General features: G+C 69.5%; 6 protein-coding genes. All 6 read left to right on the forward strand.

The features are described from left to right. Nucleotides 1–412 precede the first annotated feature (412 nt). Nucleotides 413–2,998: a GmrSD restriction endonuclease domain-containing protein gene (locus GV126_RS33945; protein ID WP_159675048.1), complete on the forward strand. Its 2,586-nt coding sequence runs from the start codon at nucleotides 413–415 to the stop codon at nucleotides 2,996–2,998. A 457-nt stretch (nucleotides 2,999–3,455) separates the two neighbouring features. After that, the gene (locus GV126_RS33950) at nucleotides 3,456–4,640 is read left to right on the forward strand and encodes a serine/threonine-protein kinase (RefSeq protein WP_159675050.1); all 1,185 of its coding nucleotides are present in this window, start codon (nucleotides 3,456–3,458) and stop codon (nucleotides 4,638–4,640) included. 115 nt (nucleotides 4,641–4,755) lie between these two features. Further along, complete coding sequence (locus tag GV126_RS33955) at nucleotides 4,756–7,881, forward strand: DEAD/DEAH box helicase (RefSeq protein ID WP_159675052.1); 3,126 nt, start codon at nucleotides 4,756–4,758, stop codon at nucleotides 7,879–7,881. Next, nucleotides 7,878–13,235 (forward strand): hypothetical protein, encoded by a 5,358-nt coding sequence (locus tag GV126_RS33960; protein WP_159675054.1) that lies wholly within the window; start codon nucleotides 7,878–7,880, stop codon nucleotides 13,233–13,235. The genes GV126_RS33955 and GV126_RS33960 overlap by 4 nt, the downstream gene beginning before the upstream one ends. Then, nucleotides 13,232–20,074: a DEAD/DEAH box helicase gene (locus tag GV126_RS33965; protein ID WP_159675056.1), complete on the forward strand. Its 6,843-nt coding sequence runs from the start codon at nucleotides 13,232–13,234 to the stop codon at nucleotides 20,072–20,074. Before GV126_RS33960 ends, GV126_RS33965 begins: the two co-directional genes overlap by 4 nt. A 4-nt stretch (nucleotides 20,075–20,078) precedes the next feature. Next, nucleotides 20,079–20,467, forward strand: a 389-nt coding sequence (locus GV126_RS33970) for a type II toxin-antitoxin system RelE family toxin (protein ID WP_369123916.1), incomplete at its 3' end; no start/stop codon positions are given.

The raw sequence follows: 20,467 nt of genomic DNA on the forward strand, positions 1-20,467 counted from the left end.
GCCGTGGTCGACGCCGCTTACCGCCTCCTCCTCACCCTCCCGCCCGACGAGCGGCTGGACGCCGCCGGCGCCCTTCTCGCCCGCTGCCTCAAAGCAGCCACCCCACCACCCATCCGATGAGACATCCGACCGTTGGCAGATGAAATCCGCAGGTCGCAGGGCGTCACGCCCCCTACCAACTCGTTTCCGACCCGGCGGATCCGTCGCTCCTATCTGTCGGGCTGGCCTGCGGCAACGGAAGGTGAAAACCAGGGCGAACCCGTGGATTGCCGCATACGAAGGGGCAGGTGACGTCGGTCGCCAGGTCGGTGGCGTGCGTGCCTGGACGGCGGCTGCAGGGGCCGTGGCTGTCGGTGGGAAGCCCTATGGTCGTTCCCACGCAGCGATGAACCAGTCACCGAGGGGGGACACGATGCAGGCGAAGGAGACGTTGTTCGCCGATCTGGTGCAGGGCCGGGCCCAGCAGTTCCAGGTGCCGCTCTACCAGCGGACGTACTCCTGGACCGAGAAACACCTCAAGCAGCTGTGGAGCGACATCCTGGAGCAGGCCGGACTGCTCGAGTCGGCGGAGGAGAAGGCGAGCACGCATTTCCTCGGTTCGGTGGTGCTCGCACCGTCACCGCAGAACGACGCAACGTTCCCCCGCTGGCTCGTCGTCGACGGCCAGCAGCGGCTGACCACGTTGTCCCTGGCCCTGGCCGCCATCCGCGATCACGTCGCGGACACCGCACCGGTCGAGGCCCAGCGCATCGACGAGCAGTACCTGATCAACAAGTGGAAGAGCGGCAACGACCACCTCCGCCTGTTGCCGACGCAGGCGGACCGGACGCAGTTCGCCGCGCACATCCGCGGCCCTCTCACCGACCAGGACACCGGCAGCGGCATCGCCACCGCCTACGCCTTCTTCCGCAAGAAGCTGGTCGAGGCGGACGATCCGGCGACTCCGCAGGACGTGTTCCGCATCGAGCAGGCGATCACCTCCCGGCTCGCGCTGGTGGCGGTGACCGCGGAGCGCGGTGACAACGTGCATCGCATCTTCGAGTCGCTCAACAACACCGGCCTCAAGTTGAGCCAGGCCGACCTGCTGCGCAACTACCTCTTCATGCGACTTCAGGCCCGCGGCGAGCACGTCTACGAGACCTACTGGCTCCCCTTGCAGAAGAGTCTGAGCAACGACGAGCTGGAACAGCTCATGTGGTTGCAGCTGGTGCTCGACGGGGATGACCGGGTCCGCCGCCAGGACCTGTACGCAGCCCAACAGAGGCGCTTCGAGGACACCAGGGCCGGCGAGGAGGAGATCGAGGAGTACATCAGGGAACTGCACCGCCGCAGCGCCCACTTCCGCCGGTTGCTGCACCCCGAGGAGGAGCCCGACCCCGCGGTCCGGGACGCGCTCCGTCGTCTGGACGCGTGGCAGGCGGCCGTCACCTACCCGGCCGTGATGCTGCTGTTCGACCGGCGTGAGCGCGGGGAGCTGGACTCCTCCGAGACCGCCCGCGCCCTGGCGTACATCGAGAGCTTCCTCGTCCGCCGGATGATCTGCCGGGTCCCGACCAACAACCTCAACCGGATCTTCCAGGCCGTGCCCGGGCAGCTCCCGCTCGACGTGCCCGTCACCGAGGGACTGCACCGGCTCCTCTCCTCCGAGAACCGCTTCTGGCCCGACGACGCCGAACTGCGCGAGAAGATCAGGACGGCGCCGTTCTACCAGTACGGCCGGTGGCAGCAGCGCAAACTGGTGCTGCAACGCCTGGAGGAGAGCTACGGACATCCCGAACCGGTCGACTTCGCCGCCGCGCAGCTCACCGTCGAGCACGTCATGCCGCAGTCGCCCGGCGAGGAGTGGCTGCGCGCGCTGAGCGAGGAGGCCGAGGAGGGCGAGACAGCGGAGGAACTGCACGCCCGGTTCCAGCATACCCTCGGCAACCTGACGCTCACCGCGGTCAACGCGGAGCTGTCCAACCACCCCTTCGAGCGCAAGCAGGATCTGCTGCGGAGCAGCCACCTGGAGATGAACCGCCGCATCGCCGCCACCGAACGCTGGGGCGTGCGCGAGATCCTGGCGCGTGCCGACGAACTGGCCGACCGGGCGATCGCGTTGTGGCCGTCCCCGCTGCGCGGAGTCGGCCGCGCGGAGCGCAGCCGCGACTGGCAGCTCGCCCACCAGGTCCTCGCCGCGCTTCCCCGCGGCACCTGGACCTCGTACGGCGACCTCGCCGCGTTCCTCGGCTCAGGCGCCCAGGCCGTGGGCAACCACCTCGCCAACACCGCCGGAGTGGTCAACGCGTACCGGGTCCTCACCTCCGAGGGCAAGGTCTCCGACGGCTTCCGGTGGGCAACACCCCAGGAGACGGGCAGTGACGACGTCCGCGCCCGGCTGGCCGCCGACGGCGTCCGCTTCACGGCCACCGGAGCCGCCGACCCGGCCCAGCGGCTCACCGCCGACGACCTCGCCGCGCTGCTCGCCGGCACGGACGACGACCGGGCGGACGGCGAGGACACCGCGCAGGACGGCACCGTGAAAGCATCGGGAGAGGAGACCCGCGCTGAACGGTTCTTCCGCCAGCTCGCCGCGGACGACTCCCCCGAGACGGTCGAAGCGATCCGCGCGCTCTTCGCCCACTGGGAGAGGCTGGGTGGCTGGATCGGTCACGGCGCAGGACACGTCACCACGAGCGCGTACCTCATGCTCGGCGAGGCGGGCGGACCCGGCCGCGGCATCTGGCCGATGACGCTCTACCCGGGCGCCGGGCGCGGGGGCACGGCGGAGGTGGTGTTCCAGTACATGGCCGCACGGGAGCCGTTCACCGACCGCGCGCTGCGCGCCGAACTCCTCACGCGCCTCAACGCCCTGGACGGCGTCGACATCCCGGAGGGGAAGCTGGAGCTGCGTCCCAACATCCGGCTGTCCCTGCTGGAGAAGGACCGCAACCGGGAGCTGCTGGCCGAGACGCTGACGTGGTTCCGGGACCGCTGGGAGGACCGGAGCACGTCCTGAGACAGGCTGCGGCCGAGCTGCGGTAAGGGAGCGGCTGGATACCGTCCGGGCGGCAGGAGACCGCCCGGACTCGCCGTCCGCGCCGGTGCCCGGCGGCATGGCGTGCGGCGTACGCGCCCGCGCCGTCGTGGGGAGCAAAGGACGCATCGATACCCAGCTCGCGTTCGCGCGGAGCGCATGGTCCGGGTTCGTCGCGGGCCTGGGACGGGACCGGCCCCGACCTGTCCGCCCGAGGCCACGACGCCCAGATCGCGCACAGCTTCTTCCTTGATGGCGGTCCCAGCACCGTCTGGTATTCACCACCGGTCACCCAGGACTTCGAGCCGGCGCCTGCCAAGACCTTTTCGCAGGTTAGGTCGGGATGGGGGTCACCCCGCTTTGCTCATGGGATTAAGCTGTTGGACCCGGTGAAGGCCGCTTGGGGGATATGCGGCACACGAGAGGATACGCACGGTTCATGAATGGGGTGCCCGAGCAGATCGGCCGGTACGTGGTCGAGCGAGAGCTGGGCTCGGGGGGAATGGGTGAGGTCTACCTGGCCTACTCGCCCGCCGGCGATCCGGTCGCGGTGAAGCTGATCCGCTCGGACCGGCTGGACCCGGTCACCCGTGCGCGCTTCGAGAAGGAAGCGCTTATCGCCAGGACGGTGGTGGGGACGAACCGGGTCGCCCGGTTCCTGGAAGCCGATCCCTACGCGGAGCGGCCGTGGCTGGCCATGGAGTACGTACCGGGCCAGACGTTGCTGACGTACGTGGATGAACACGGTCCGCTGTCCGCCCCCTTGGTCGCCAGTCTCGGCGCCCTGCTGGCGGAGGGGCTTCAGGCCGTTCACGCGGTGGGGCTGCTCCACCGGGACCTGAAGCCGCAGAACGTCATGCTGGGGACGTACGGCCCCATCCTGATCGACTTCGGCCTCGGGGCGTTCCTCGACACCTCCAAGGACACGCTGTCCCACAGCGGAATGATCATTGGCACCGTGCGCTGTATGCCGCCCGAGCAGGCGCTGGGGCGGACGAAGGTCAAGGAGTCCGCCGATGTGTACGGACTCGGCACGGTTCTGCTGTACGCGGCCACCGGGCACTACCCCTACGACGGGGCTCGCTGGGAGGCGATCGTCGGGCAGGTCGCCAACCCTGACCACGCCCCGGACCTGAGCGGCCTCTCCGAGGCCTTGGTACCGCTGATCAGCTCCATGCTGGCCCACGACCCGGCCGACCGCCCCTCTCTCGACGCGGTGATGGCCGGATGCACGAGCGTGCTGTCCGCGGTGGGCTTGTCCCCCATGGAGGCCCGGCACGCCCTGATCGACGCCACCGCAACGAACGAGGGGGCACCGGCACCCGGGAACGCCCCGTCGGCAGTATGGGAGCGGCTCACCGAACAGGCGGTCGGACTCGACGAGGATGAGCCGGACGGCCCCTTGGACAGCCCTCCACCGGCCGCACCGGAGCCGAATAAGGAAGAAGCCGCTGCGGTTACCGAGGACGCGGACGTGTCCGACCCTCCGGTGAGCAGCACGGTATCCCCCGGCCCAACGACCGAAGTCCCCGTGCCCGCGCCGCGAAAGCCGGGGCGGCCACCCGCATCACTGCGCGTGGCCGAGGAGTTGAGGGCCCGGTACGCCGCACAGCCTGGCCTCTGAGTCTGGCCTTCAACGGCGCCGTGGGGGACGGTGTCAGTGGCGTGCGATAAGTGTAGGCAGCAGGGATGCGGACGGCCGTATATAACGGCAGTTCAGGAACATCAAGGGGCGGGGAATGAAACAGCACGTGGCCACCGCTGCAGAGGCCGGTGACGGCCAGGGCGTGCTCGACGACGTGGTGAGCGAGGACGGAATCGTCCTCGACGCGTCGGGGGACGTGGCACGACCGAGCGGCGGAGCGGTCGCCTACGCGCCGGGCGCCCAGGTCAGGGTCCGTGACGAGCAGTGGCTCGTCCGGAAGGTCGCGCCTACGGCGCGAGACGGCTGGATGGTGGAGGTCACCGGCGTCTCCCCGTTCGTGCGGGGCACCGACGCCGTCTTCTACAGCCGGCTCGACGACATCCAGGTCCTCGACCCGCGGAAGACCGAGCTGGTACCCGACAACTCCCCCAACCACCGCAAAGCACGTCTCTACCTGGAGGCCGTGATCCGCAAGACGGCACTGCCCCAGACCGAGCACGGGCTTGCGCTGGCCGACAGCTTCCTGATGGACAAGCAGACCCACCAGCTGCGACCGGCCGAACTCGCCCTCTCGATGAAGAACCCACAGCCGAGGGTGCTCATAGCCGACGTCGTCGGCCTCGGCAAGACGCTGGAGATCGGCATCCTGCTGGCCGAGCTGATCCGGCGCGGGCGGGGCGAGCGAATACTCGTGGTCACGCCGGCCCACGTCCTGGAGCAGTTCCAGCGCGAGCTGTGGACCCGGTTCTCCATCCCGCTCGTCAGGCTCGACTCCACGGGCATCCAGCGCATCCAGCAGGACATCCCCGCGGGGCGGAACCCGTTCGCCTACTTCAAGCGGGCGATCATCTCCGTGGACACGCTCAAGAGCGACGTGTACGCCCACCACCTGGACTCCACCGAGTGGGACGCCGTCGTGATCGACGAGTCCCACAACCTGGTCAACCGCGGCACGAAGAACAACGACCTTGCCCGCCTGCTGTCCCGCCGCACCGACGCGCTGATCCTCGCCTCGGCGACCCCGCACAACGGCGACGCCGAGTCGTTCGCCGAGCTGATCAGGATGCTGGACGAGGCGGCGATCGCCAACCCGTCGGACTACGAGGTGAAGGACCTCGACCACCTCTACATCCGGCGCACCAAGACGGACAAGGAGGTACGGGACTCCCTGAAGGGTGTGTGGGCCGACCGCGGCCCGTCCGAACCTGTCCCTGCCCAGGCCACCGAGAAGGAGCGTGCGGTCTTCGAGGAGCTGGCCGCCCGATGGATCCCGCGTGACCCGGCCACCTCCTCGGTCTGTGCCGACCCGCTCGCCGCGTACAACTTCTTCAAGGCCTTCCTCTCCTCGCACAAAGCGCTTCAGAAGTCACTGGAGGCACGGCGCCGCTACCTGGCCAGACCCGCGAAGGTGAAGAAGGGCGAGGACCTGGCCGTCCGCGAGGCTGCCCTGAGGGTCGAGCGCAAGGCGATCGTGGAGCTGGAGCGTCTGGTCGGCGAGATCGGGGACGAGGACTCCGCGAAGCTGGACGCACTGGTCGAGCAGCTGAAGAAGATCGGCGTCGGCCCGGACTCGGACACCCGCGTCGTCGTCTTCTCCGAGCGAATACCCACGCTGACGTGGCTGGCCGAGGTCGTCCCCGCCCGGCTCGGGTTCCAGAAGAGCGGCGCCGTCGAGGCGGGGGAGAAGAAGGACCGGCCCTGGCTGGTGTACGGCGGGGCGGTGCAGGTCATGCACGGCGAGGCCACCAACGAGGACGAGCAGAAGCGGATTGTCGAGAAGTTCGGGCTGCGCGACGACCCGGTGCGCATCCTGTTCACCGGTGACGTCGCCTCCGAGGGCGTCAACCTCCACCAGGAGTGCCACCAGCTCATCCACTACGACCTGCCCTGGTCGCTGATCCGCATCGAGCAGCGCAACGGCCGTGTCGACCGGTACGGGCAGAAGGAGAAGCCGCAGTTCCGCGCCCTGGTCCTCACCAGCGACGTGGAAGGGCGCCGCACCCCGGAGACCGGCGGGGCCCTGCCGCTCGACGACCGACTGGTCGGTGCGAAGCTCCTCAAGCGCGAGGAGGAGGCGCACGGGATCGACGGCTCGGCCGGGGGGGTCCCCGGACTGTACCGGGCGCAGGAGGAGGAGAACCGCCTCACCCGCGACCTGCTCGCCGGCCGCACCGTGGAGGAGTCCATCAAGCGGTCCAGCGGCGGCGCCCCGTCGATGCTCCGGAAGGTGATGGGCAACATCGGGTCCAAGTCGGCCCAGGACGACGTGGCGTGCGCGACCGTCCCGAGCGTGTTCCGCTCCACCTCCGCTTACTTCGTGGAGGCCCTGCGCCAGATCTGCCCCACCGGGGCGGACAACGAGCTGAAGCTGCGCCACGAGGACGACGGCACCATCGCGTTCGAGCCGCCGGCCGACCTGCAGTACCGCTTCAGGGCGCTGCCCAAGTCGTACCTGACCGAGCAGAACATCCTGCCCACGAGCAAGGCGCCCGGTCGGCTGCGGATCACCTTCGACAAGCGGCTCGGCGAGCAGCGGCTGAAGGCGGCCCGCGAGTCGTCCAAGACGCAGTGGCCCAATGTCAGTTACGTCTCGGACGTGCATCCTGTCCTGGACTGGGTGACCGACAAGGCCCTGGCGTCCCTGCGCCACGACGAGGCGTTCATCCTCGCCTACCGTCCCGACGCCGCCGCGGCGGCCAAGCTGGACCCCCGCCTGCCGGCCGAGCTGACCGGCCCGGTCTACCTGGTGCAGGGCATCCACTCCAACGCGCTGGGCCGTCCCACCGTGGTGGAGTGGATGGCCGTCGTCGGGCTGCCCCAGGCGCCCCGCGTCGTGCGCATGGACGCGGCCTTCCTCGACGCGTGCGGCGTCGGTCCGAAGATGCCCGGCCGCGCCGTCCCCGAGGAGGAGCGCGAGGCGCTGCAGCGGCTCGTTCCCCGGGCGGTCGACGAGGCCGCGCGCTATCTGCGCGAGCAGGAGGCCGAGTACGCGCGGCGGATCGAGGAGATGCTCGCCCCGTACGAGAAGCGCGTGACGCAGTGGCAGCAGGACGCCCTGTTCGCATCCGCCCGCTCGGCGAAGGGCCGCACCGACGTGAACCTCACGGCGAGCCGGCGCAAGTCACTCATCAAGTCGCTGAAGACCTCCGGGGCGCCCATGCTGCGTCTGCTCTGCGTCCTGGAGCCCCTGTCCGCTGCCTCTGGAGAGATCACCCGATGAGCACCGACTTCGACTCCTTCTCCAACCGTGGCGAGTACCTGTCGGCGCACTACTTCGCCGAGCAGCTGGGCCAGGACCTCAAGAAGGGCCTCTTCGCCACCTGGACCGGACGCGAGACCGACGAGAAGGACCCGCGTCCCACGCCCAGGGAGATGGTGCGTGCCCTGCGCGGCACGTACCTGTCGGAGGAGTTCCGCAACTTCTTCGCCGAGCGCGCCAAGCTGGACGCCGAGGACGACGCCGACGAGAACAGCGCCGCCGCCGGAGCCCGCCTCAACACCTACAACGACGGCGACTGGTGTGAGCGGCTCGGCGCCTGGCACGACAGGGTGCTGGCGGCCCTCGGTTTCTCCGGCGCCCCCGAGCGGCGGCAGCTGACCGTCCACCGCGCCGGACGCGAGCACACCGTGGACACGGCCTGGCACGGCGACGGAATCGTGGCCCTGGAGTGCGGTTGGGCCGCCGGAAACGACACCGCTCTGGACGTGGACGGCCCCGGCCGACTGCTGCGCCCCCTGCGGGTGAGCGGCAGCGAGGTCTACGAGACCGGCCAGGCCCTCGCCACCTGGCTCTTCCAGAGCGAGCTGGGCGAGCCCGGTGGGGAGCCGCCCCGTTTCGTCCTGCTGCTGTGCGGTGGCGTCCTCGTCCTGGCCGACCGCCAGGTGTGGGGCGAGGGCCGTTTTCTGGCCGCCAACCTCGACGCCGCGCTGGAACGCAACGACCGCAAGCAGACCGGCGAACTGGCCACCATCGCCGCCCTGTTCAGCCACGAGATGCTCGCCCCCGCCGAGGACGGCAAGGGCCCGGGCATCGATGCCCTGATCAAGGCCTCCCGCGACAACGCGGTCGGCGTCTCCAGCGAGCTGCGCGAGGGACTGCAGCGCTCGGTCGAGATCATCGCAAACGAGGTCCTGGCCCGGCTGGAGGAGGCCGGTGTCGAGCCTCGGCAGATCGAGGACCCGAAGCTGCCGTTCGCCAAGGAACTCACTCGCGAGTCGCTGCGCTACCTCTACCGCATCCTGTTCCTGCTGTACGCCGAGGCACGCCCGGAGCTGGGCATCCTGCCCGCCGACGACGGCACCTACGAGGCCGGCTACTCGGTGGCGCGGCTGCGGGAGCTGGTCGAGCGCGACGAACAACTCGTCGAGGAGGAGGCCCGCAAGGGCTTCCACCTCTACGCGTCCCTCGACGTACTGTTCAACAAGGTCAACCACGGCCACCGCCCGTACGGCACCGAGCCCGACGACGAGCTCCCGGAGGACGACGAGGAGACCCGCAAACTCAAGGCCAAGCGCCGCAGCGAGGACCGCGGCCTGCGCTTCGAGCCGCTGCGCAGCGAGCTCTTCGAGCCCAAGTCCATCCGCCTCATCGGCCGCGGTGCCCTCGACCCCCGCAGTGACGAGGACGCCGAGCCGAAGTGGCTGGACCTGCGACTGCGCAACAGCGCCCTGCACGAGGTGCTGCGGCTGCTGACCATGAAGAAGGCCAAGCGACGCGGGGAGCGCGGCGGCTTCATCTCCTACCGCAACCTCGGCATCAACCAACTAGGCGCCGTGTACGAGGGCCTGATGTCGTACACCGGCATCATCGCCGAGGAGGAGCTGTGCGAGGTCGCCAAGGGCGGTGACCCGGAGAAGGGCTCCTGGCTGGTGCCCGCGCACCGTCTTAAGGAGTACCCGGAGAAGACCTGGGTCCTGTACGACGAGCACGACGCGGTCAAGGGCCTGCGCGGGCCGAAGAAGTACAAGGTGGGCGAGTTCGTCTACCGGCTGGCGGGCCGCGACCGCGAGACCTCCGCCTCGTACTACACCCCCGAGTCCCTGACCAAGGTCACCGTCGAGCTGGCGCTCAAGCACCTCCTCGACCAGGAGCGCGACGAGAACGGCGAGGTCGTCAAGACGCGGGCCTCGGAGCTGCTGAAGTACAAGATCTGCGAGCCCGCGCTGGGCTCCGGCGCGTTCCTCAACGAGGCCATCAACCAGGTCGCCGAGGAATACCTGCGTCGCCGGCAGGACGAACTGGGTATCTCCATCCCGGCCGCGGACGCACTGACGGAGAAGCAGAAGGTCAAGGCGTACGTCGCCCTGCACAACGCCTACGGCGTCGACCTCAACGCCACGGGCGTGGAGCTGGCCGAGGTCTCGCTGTGGCTCAACACCATGCACCCGGGCATGCGCGCGCCGTGGTTCGGTCTGCACCTGCGGCGGGGCAACTCGCTGATCGGCGGGCGGCGGGCGGTGTACTCGGGCGAGGACGTCGTCTCCCCGGCGAAGGCCTGGCTCGCGGCGAAGAACACCCTGGCACCGACGCCGCTGCCGTTCCTCAAGGACGGCGAGCCGCAGCCGCTGCCCGAGGACGCGGTGCACCAGTTCCTGCTGCCGAGCCCCGGGTGGGCGGCGGTGACCGGCTCGAAGGAGGCCAAGGAACTCGCCAAGGACCAGGTGGCGCAGCTGGTCGCCTGGAAGAAGGGCATCCTCCAGCGTCCCAAGCGCAGCACCGCGCACCTGAACAAGGACGGCACGCCCAAGCTGGACAGGGCGGGCAGGCCGAGGAAGGAAGCGCCCTCTCATTTCACCCGGTTGCGGGACGCGGCCAAGCGGGCGGAGTTCCTGTGGTCGCTGGTCATCAAGCGCATGCGGCTCTCCGAGGCGGCGATCGCGCGGAAGATCGACGTGTGGGGAGCAAAGCCGGACGACCCCGAGTACGGATTCCTGCGCACGGCGACGGGCGCGGTGCCGAAGGAGCAGGTCATGGCCGACCTGTTCCTGGCGACCGAGACGCCGTACTGGCGCCTGAAGAAGGTCATGGACGCCTGGTGCGCCCTGTGGTTCTGGCCGGCCGACAAGGCGTCCCTGCTGGACGGCACGGACGGGGTGTACGACGAGGCGGTGCCGGCGGTGGCCTCTGCGGACGCGCTGGGTGACCTGTTGGGGGTGCCGCTGGTCGGCGGGGAAGCGGTAGCGGCCGCCCCGGACGGGGGCAGCGAGCCCGCGAAGGTGACAATCCCTGGTCCGCGCTTCACCGAGCAGACCATGCTGTTCGCGTCGGGGCCGATCCAGGAGTCCCTGGTGTCCGCTCTGGCGGAGGAGGAGCCGCTCATCGACCTCCAGACGGTGGAGGCGACCGGCTCCAAGCGCAACGCGCCGAAGCAGTCCAAGCGGCGGACGTGGCGGAACACCATCCCGCTGGTCGACCTGGATGACTGGTTGGACTTCCTCGAAGCCCTCCTGGGCACGGTCGACCCCGACGAGCAGAACCTGGTCACCGAGTTCGACAACCTGGACGCGCTCAAGGACTTCGAGAAGAACCTCCCCCACCTGATGGGGATGGACCTCGCCGATCCGGAGACCCGCTTCCCCTGGATGCACACGGTCACCAACATCGCGGAGGAACAGGGCTTTCTGCACTGGGAGCTGGACTTTGCGCTGGTCTTCGCGCGGGGCGGGTTCGACCTGCAGGTCGGGAATCCCCCGTGGGTGGAGATCAAATGGGACTCGAACTCGACCTTCGCCGAGTTCGATCCCGCGTTCCTCCTGCAAGAGAACCTGACACAGGCCGAACTGAAGGAGATGCGCAACCGGATCCTTGACGCAGAAGCCAACAGTCGCAAAGTCCTGGACGAGATCCGTAAGGACGAGGTGACGGCCGCGTTCTGCGCGAGCGCTTCCACCTACCCGCTGCTCGCCGGAACATCGGCCCACCTCCATCCCAGGTTCATCTCCCGCTGCTGGGAGAACACCAGCAGCAGGGGAACCATCGGCCTCGTACATCCGGACGGCCATCTCAAGGGGAAGGCAACCCGCAAGATCAGAGCGGAAGCCTATCGACGTCTCCGCGTCCACGGCGCGTTCATCAACGTCGGCAACTGGGCCTTCCCGAGGCCGGTCGGCGATAAAAAGGACTTTGCTTCCAATATCTACGGGCCACCGCGATCCATATCATTCCGCCACCTGAGCTACCTCTATCGCGCTGACGTACTCACAGAGTCTCTCCGTCATGACGGAAGCGGTCCCGAGCCCGGCATCAAGCACCGCGGGGACTTCGATGTGCGCCCGCACCGCGCGCGCATCGTGAACGTAGACATCAACGTACTGTCCCGCTGGAAGAAGCAGCTCGGATCGGACTGCGCGGCAGAGGAGACAGACATCCTCTACCCTCTCACCGAGAGCGAGGACCGCGCCACCGACGTATTGGTGAGCTTCCCGACAAGGCTGCCGGCCGACGGCGTGGAAATGAGCCGGGGCTACGACGAAACCCTCGACCGCGAGGCCGGATACATCGAATGGGGCGAGTCGCATCCGGAGACCTGGGACGAGGTTGTCCTGCACGGCCCGCATATCGCTCCGAGCACTCCCTTCTTCAAGGAGTCTCCCCACCTGACCCCGACGGGCGCGACCATCCGGCTCACCTCGATCCCCTCGAACTTCATACCTGCCACAAAAATGCACCGGAAGTGTTCGCGCACGGAGTTCGAGAAGAAGACAGGGGTGTGGAAGGAATGGAACGGACAGCCCCATGTCCGCCAGTACCGCCTGGCATTCCGGAGAAGGAACGACGGGAAGACCGAGCGTGTCCTCCAGGGGGCCATCATCCCTCCCGGCGCCACCCACGTGAACGCCGTACATTCGCTGGCTTTCCGTGACCCGGCTCTCATGGTGCTGACCACCGGATTCTGGTCGTCCATACCTCTCGATTACTTCCTGCGCGTCTTCGGGATCACAGACCTGTACGAGAATGATCTGCTGCGCCTTCCCGCGGCGCGGACAGATCACCCACTGGCTGACGCCCTCGCCGTTCGCACCGCCCGCCTGAACTGCCTTTCAAGCGCGTACGCAGACCTCTGGTCGACCGTCTGGTCCCCGGGCTGGAAGAAGGAATGCTGGGCGATCGACTGGCCGGAGCTTCCCGGGGTCGGAGATGTCGATCAGCAGTGGCAGTACACATCCCCCCTGCGAACGGAGTTCGAGCGCCGAGCCGCGCTGGTCGAGATCGACAGTCTGGTCGCCGTGTGGATGGGCATGTCGGCCGACTCGCTCATCGCGGTCTACCGGTCACGGCTCGCCCTGCTCGCCGACCGCGAAGACGAATTGTTCTTCGACGCCGCCGGCAGACAGATCGCAGCCGACCGGTTCGCTTACGGCGTCGGGCAGACGAAGGAGGCGTACAAGGCCCTGCAGGCTCACCTCGCCGACCCCGACAACAACCCCGTCCCCGACGGCTACACCGCCCCCTTCTACAAGGCCGACCGCGAGAAGGAGATGCGCGAGGCGCACGCCTACTTCCAGAAGCGGCTGGACGAGGCCGTCGCCCGGGGCGAGTGGGACCCGGTGAAGCAGGAGGTGCCCAAGCCGTGAGGCCGACGCTCGAAGCGCAGGGGCTCAAGGAGAGCCTGCTCCAGTACCTGTCGACGACCTACGCCCTCACCGACGAGGGCGCGCGGGAGTCGCTGCACCGGTTCCTGGGGGACGAGACGTCCGGGATGTTCCGGGGGCCGTTCCTGCGGATACGGACGCCGTTCACGCAGGCCGACGATTCCTGGAAGGAGCTGCTGGACTGGCGGCGGACGGACGGCTGGACACCGTACGCCCACCAGGCCAGGGCGTTCGAGCGGCTGTCGTCGGCCGGCGGGCGGACCCCGCGGCCGACGCTCGTCACGACCGGCACCGGATCCGGCAAGACGGAGTCGTTCCTCTACCCGGTCCTGGACCACTGTGCGCGTGAGCGCGACGCAGGGCACGAGGGCATCAAGGCCGTCTTCCTGTACCCGATGAACGCGCTCGCCACCGACCAGGCGCAGCGCATCAACGACCTGCTGTGCGAGTACGACGCCGACCTCGGCAAGCTCCGCGCCGGTCTGTACATCGGCGACCGGGCGGAGACGAAATACGACCGGGTGTACACCCGTCGTTCCGACATGTGGGTGTCGCCGCCGGACATCCTGATCACGAACTACAAGATGCTGGACCTGCTGCTCCAGCGCTCCCAGGATGCCGCGCTGTGGAGCGGCGCGGACATCCGGTACGTGGTCGTGGACGAGTTCCACACCTACGACGGTGCCCAGGGCACCGACGTGGCCATGCTGCTGCGGCGTCTGGCCGCCGCCGTCGGGGCTTCGGAGCCGGGGAAGCCCTTGGGCCGAATCTGTCCGGTGGCCACGTCCGCGACGCTCGCCTCCGGCACGGACGGGGACGGTGTACGCCAACTCCTCACCGTCGCCACCGAGGTCTTCGGGACCGAGTTCACCGAGGACTCGATCATCGGTGAGGATCGGCAGAGCGTCGACGAGTTCCTTCCGCCGGACGACTTCGACCCGACCCTGCCGTATCCCTCCCCCGACGAGCTGGCGCTGCTGCCCGATCCGTCCCTCGGAGAGGAGGAGTTCGCCGACCTCGTCGAGACGGTGACGGGCACACGCGATTCGGACCCGTTCCTGCTGGGCCGGAACCTGAAGCGGCAGACGCTGACCTCCGCCGTCATGCTGGCGCTCGACGGCGAGGTCCGCACCACCGGCGAAGTGCTCGACCTGATGTGGCGCAAGGGTGCGCGGTCCTGGGGCAAGACCATCACCGAGCGGCCGGAGGTCGCCGCCTTGGCCCTCGCCCGATTCGTCGCGCTGCTGGCCGTCGCCCGCGACCCGGACTCCACGCCCAAGCGTCCGCGGCCCCTGGTGCAGATCGAGGTGCACCAGTGGGCCCGCTCGGTCTCCCGCCTCGTACGGGGCGTGCTGCCGTGGCCGAAGGCGGAGTTCCAATGGGACGCGGCCGGTTCGACGGACCGGCAGAGCGACCAGCACGCCCGGACGGCGCCGGTCACCACGGCGACGGCGGGCCAGGCCGCGAACCTGTTCCTGCCCGCCGTGTACTGCCGTGACTGCGGGCGTTCGGGCTGGGCGGTGTTCTCCCCGGAGACGGACGACACCCACGTCCAGGTCGACTCGCACAAGATCCGGCGGGCCTCGGTCAGCCAGGACAAGATGCGGGTGCGCAACCTGATCGCGGCGACCCACGCCGAGGCCCGGGAGGGCTCCGGTGCCGCGCCGATGACATCGGCCGGCCGCGGGGCGGACGGCGGACGGGGCGCGTCCGCGCTCTCTTCCGGCCAGGGTGGCGGGCAGCTGCGCGTGCTGGACGGGCCGAACCGCAAGCTGCGCCTGCCCGACCCGGTCAGGGACTACGACCCCTCGACCGGGGAGCCGCGCCCGGCCGGCAGCGACTCCGCCTTCGTCTTGGTGAACCTAGGCGAGACGGCCAACACGGCGGCCGAGGAGGACTGGTGCCCGGCGTGCGGCTCGCGCAACGCGATCCGCTTCCTCGGCACCGGCGCGGCGGCGCTCGCGGCGGCCTCGATCACCCAGCTGTTCACGGGCGGCGAGCTCGACGAGGAGCAGGGCGAGGACAAGACGCTGATGTTCAATGACTCGGTGCAGGACGCCGCGCACCGAGCCGGGTTCGTCGCCTCCCGTTCGTACACCTTCTCGCTGCGCGCCCTGTTCAAAAAGCACCTGTCGGAGGACCGGCCGACCGCGCTCAACGATTTGATCGCCAATGTCGTCGCGGCCACCACCGACCGCACGACGCTCGCCGCCGTCGTGCCGACCGACCTGCACGACATCCAGGGCGTGCAGCGGCTGCTGTCCGGCAAGGGTCGCGGCGGCGACCGCAAGACGTGGAACCTGATCGGTGAGCGGTTCGCGTTCGAGGCCCTGATGGAGTTCGGGTTCCGCTCCCGCAACGGCCGCACCCTGGAGCTGACCCGGACGGCGGCGGCCCAGGTGCGCATCGCGGACGTGGCGGCGGCGGTCGCGGTCGTGAAGGTCGCGCACTTGGCCGAGGAGGGCCGGCGCGGCGGGCTGCCGCCCGTCGAGCAGGACGACGCCCGTTACCTCGCCTTCCTGCGGATCTTCCTGGAACGGCTGCGCACCAGGGGCGCGATCGGCCACAAGTGGCTGGACGGCTATCTGAAGGAAGCTGGGACCAGCCGCTACTTCATCTGGGGCAAGCGTCCGGTCGGCATGCGCGCCTTCCCCAAGGGGATCGCGGCCCCCGTGTTCCTTCTCGACCAGCCCAAGGCCAAGAGCGAGTTCGACTTCGCGACGGGACGGTTGTCCTGGTACGAGCGCTGGGCGCAGCGCTGCCTGGACCTGCCCCGGGAGCAGGCGGCCGGGTTCTGGAGCAGGCTGTTGCCCGAGCTGGTTACGGCCGGGCTGCTGTCGGTGCGCACCCCGGCCGACAGCAGCGTGCGGATCTACGGGCTGCAGCCGGGCGCGATCGATGTGCAGCTTCTGTCCGACGATGTCGTCAACGAGGCCTTCGTGCGCTGCCCGGTCTGCTTCTGGGAGCAGACGGTCCACCCCGAGTTGCTGGACCAGTGGCACGGGCAGCCGTGCCCGTCGTATCGCTGCCGCCGGGGCCGGCTGGTCGCCGGGGACCGCCCCGAGGGGCTGGGCGTGCATCACCGGGACCGGAACTACCGGGACGACTACTACCGGCGGCTGTACCGCAAGGCGGGCACCTACCAGGTGGTCACCGCCGAGCACACCGGCATGCTCACCCGGCCGGAGCGGGAGCGGGTCGAGGCGGCGTTCAAGCACGGTACCGGGTTCAAGGACCCCAACGTGCTGTCGTGCACGCCCACGCTGGAGATGGGCATCGACATCGGCGACCTGTCCGCCGTCGTGCTGGCCGCGCTGCCGCGCCGGCCCGCCAACTACGCCCAGCAGGTGGGCCGGGCGGGGCGGCGTACGGGCAACGCGTTTCTGCTGACCATTCCCGACCGCAGCCGCCGCGACCTGTACTTCCTGGACCAGCCGCGCGAGATGATCGCCGGACGGATCGTGCCGCCGGGCAGCCACCTGTCGGCGATCGAGATCCTGCGCCGCCAGTACCTGGCCCATCTGCTGGACCTGGCCGCGCGCGGGCGCCTGCCGCGCCCCGACGGCAAGCCCCTGCCCGCGATCCCGGCCAGGGCGCCGGAGCTGTTCGGCCCCTCGGGCTATCTCACCGACCTGGTCGAGGCCGCCCTCGCCCGTGGTGATCAGCTGGTCGACGGGTTCCTGGGGCTGTTCCCCACTGGGGTGAGCGACCAGGCCCGGGCCGAGCTTCGCGACTACGCCACCCGCAGGCTGCGCAGCGCGGTGGAGGAGGCCGAACGCCAGTGGCGGCGCGGCGAGGAGGTGCTGCGCCGCCGGCTGAAGGTGATCGGCGAGGCGCGCGACGAACTGCACGACAGCGACGACGAACAGGCGCGGCAGAAGGCCGAGCTGGAAGCCGAGCACCGGTCGGTCGGCAAGCGGCTGCTGTCGCTCGGGCTCACCACGGCCCAGCAGGCCCTGTGCGACCTCGGGCTGCTGCCGAACTACGCGCTCATCGACGCGGTGACCGCCCTGAACGCCACGCTGTACTGGCCGGACGGCGTCGACGAGAAGACCGGCAGGGAAAGGTACAAGTCCAAGCCGCGCGCCTACGAGCGGCCCCGGCGCTACGCCCTGTCCGAGTTCGCGCCCGGTAACACGTTCTACGTCAACGGCTACAAGCACCAGATCACCGGTCTGGAGATCGGGACCGCGACCGATCCCGACTGGCGACTGTGGCGGTTCTGCCAGGAGTGCGGGTACGTGCGCACCCAGAACGCGCAGGAGGACCGCTCCCCGTGCCCGCGCTGCCGCAGCGCCCGGATCGCGGACGACGGCTCCTGCCTGCACAAGGTCGTCGAACCCACCGTCGTCACCTCCCGGGACAAACGGGAGGACGCCCGGATCAGTGACGACAAGGACGACCGGGAACAGCGCTACTACACGGTGATCGACGCGGTCGACATCGCGCTGGAGGACATCGAGCCGAAGACGTCCTGGCGGCACGAGACGCAGACGTTCGGCATCGACTTCTGCCGCACGGCGGTCATCCGGCGGATCAACGTCGGTCCGATGCGGTTCGACGCCAAGGCGGAGGACGACTTCGCCGGGCACAGTGTGCGGATGGCGCCGTTCCACGTGTGCACGGGCTGCGGCGCGGCGACCGCCGACGGGCGGCCCGTCTTCGACCACGACACCGACGCCTTGGACTCCGCGGCGGCACGCAACCCCAAGCTCAAGCACCACCAGCCGTGGTGTCCGCTGCGCCGGGGCAAGAAGCCGCAGGACGTGCCGCAGGAACCGGTGCTGCTGGCCCACCAGCTGCGCACCGAGGCGCTGCGGGTGCTGCTGCCGGCCGCAACCGTCCTGGTCGACGAGAAGATCCACTCCTTCCGGGCGGCTCTGCGGCTGGGCGTCGACCACTACTTCGGCGGTGATCCGCAGCACCTGGACTCGACCCTTGCGCGCATGCCCGACAAGGCCACCGGCGAGACGCGCCACTTCCTGGTGCTCTTCGACCGCCTGCCGGGCGGCACCGGCTACCTGCACCGGCTCACCGACCCGGCCCACTTCCGGGCCGCCCTCGCCGACGCGCGGCGGGCGCTGCTGAAGTGCCCCTGCCGCGACGAGGGACGGCTCGCCTGCCACCGCTGCCTGCACCGCTACACCGAGGAGCGGCACCAGGACACCGTCTCCCGCCTCGAGGCCCTGCAGATCATCAACGACCTGCTGGGGCCGGTCGACCAGGACGGCGAGCCGGTCCTCGGCGAGGACGGACAGCCCGTCGACCTCTGGAAGGTCGCTCAGCTGCCCAGCACGGACCTGATCGGCCTGGACAAGCAGGTCGAGTCCGACCTGGAGGCCCGGTTCCTGGCCGCCCTACGGACCTGGACCGGCGGCGAGCAGGACGCCGTACTGGAGGAGAGCAGCACAGCCAGCGGCTACCTGCGCTTCAGCCAGGGCACCAACTGGCGGCTCACCGCGCAGCGGGACATGGAGTTCACCCGTACCGACTTCACCTTCGAGTCCACGGACGGCCCCAAGGAGTACGTCACTGTCTACCTCGACGGCCACCGCTACCACGCCACCCGCGCGCACAACCGGATCGCTGCGGACTGCGACAAGCGCAACCAGCTGCGGGACAGGAACCATGTCGTCTTCCAGATCACCTGGGACGACCTGGAGCTGTTCGAGAGGGGGGAGGCCGCGAAGGCCCAGCCGGTCTGGCCGCCGTACCCGCGCAGCGCGCAGGACATGGCCAAGGGCTGGTACGAGGAGATGGACGGCAAGCGTGCCGACCTCGCCGGGGCCGTGTTCGCCAACCCTGTCGACACGCTCCTCGCCTACCTGCGCGAGCCGGTCAAGGAGCGGTGGGCGCGCCGCGCCAAGGCCCTGGTGGGCGGCCTCATGTCCGAGCCCACCGCCCTGGCGATGCAGGTGGACCGCGGCCAGGCGCGTCAGGCGCTGAGGTCCGCGCTCGACGCGTACGGCGCGGGCAGCACACCGTCCGCGGAGCCGGTCATGGGCGACGGGGCCATCCTGGTGCTCCAGGCAACCGACATGAGCGGTCTGCCCCTTATCTTCACCGTCGACGCGAGCTACGGCGAGGACGCGAAGGCAGTGCGGTGGAGCGCTCTGGCCGTACTGGACGACCGTGACGAGGTCCTGGGCACCGACGAGCACAAGCGGTGCTGGCGTGCCTGGCTCTACTGGTCGAACGTGCTGCAGTTCCTGGCGTTCGCCGACGGTGACGGCGTTCAGCTGGCCGGCAGCCGTGCGGCCGCCTTCCCGGTCGACGTACTGGCCGTCACCGGTGGCATCGGCGAACTCGACTCGCTCATCGCCGTGCACCGGCCGCAGGAACCGCCGACGGCGGTGACGCAGGACGCGCCCGAGATCACCCTCGAGGCGGAGGCCGGCGTCTCCGTGGCCGAACGGGCCGTTGCCCAGTTGCTGCGCGACGCCGCCTGGGACGAGGACATCCTTCCCCTGCTCGAAGAGGACGAGCCGGATTCCGCGCTCACCCGGCTTGCCCGCAAACTCGCCGACCACGGCAAGCAGGCCCCCGTCTTCGGCTACGAGCTCGGAGAACGCCGCTGGCCGGCCGACTTCGCCTGGCAGGACCCCGGCGTCCGGGTCGTCGTCGTCGCCGCACCGCACGGCGAGGACGACGAGGAAGCCCTCCGCCGCGACAAGGCCTACGCCGACGCGGGATGGACGGTCCGTACGGCGGCCGACTGGCTCGACCACCTCGACTCGCTCGTCGACAGGCTCCCCGACGCCCCGAAAGCGCGCGGCACGAACGACTCCCACGAATCCCACGGCAACGGAAGGCAGCACTGATCCCATGACCGCCCGGCTCAGCCTGTACCAGAAGGCCGAACAGGAGCTGTACAAGCTCGACCGCTCGGTCAAGGGCAAGTTCTACGACTTCTGCCACCGCTTCCGCGAAGACCCCGACCACCCCAGCCTGGACCTCAAACCCCTCAAGGGCGACGGCCGGGTCTTCCGCGCCAAGATCGACCCCTCGTACCGCGCCCTGCTGGCCAAGGCCGGCATCGACGACAAGGGCCAGGAGAACTGGCTCGTCATCGCGGTACGCCACCGCAAGCACGTCTACGAGGAACTCTCGGTCGCGATCAACCGGATCACCGGCGAGATCGAGTTCGTGGACCTCTCCGTCGTGGGCGAAAGCGTGCTGCAGCGCGCGGGCATCACCCTCACCCCCACCGAACC

This window comes from Streptomyces mexicanus (assembly GCF_902506575.1).
Taxonomy (GTDB): domain Bacteria; phylum Actinomycetota; class Actinomycetes; order Streptomycetales; family Streptomycetaceae; genus Streptomyces; species Streptomyces mexicanus.

Bases quoted from the DNA above. Each gene is read 5' to 3' on its own strand.
- GV126_RS33945 (WP_159675048.1), top strand. From the start codon at position 413: ATGCAGGCGAAGGAGACGTTGTTCGCCGATCTGGTGCAGGGCCGGGCC.
- GV126_RS33950 (WP_159675050.1), top strand. From the start codon at position 3,456: ATGAATGGGGTGCCCGAGCAGATCGGCCGGTACGTGGTCGAGCGAGAG.
- GV126_RS33955 (WP_159675052.1), top strand. From the start codon at position 4,756: ATGAAACAGCACGTGGCCACCGCTGCAGAGGCCGGTGACGGCCAGGGC.
- GV126_RS33960 (WP_159675054.1), top strand. From the start codon at position 7,878: ATGAGCACCGACTTCGACTCCTTCTCCAACCGTGGCGAGTACCTGTCG.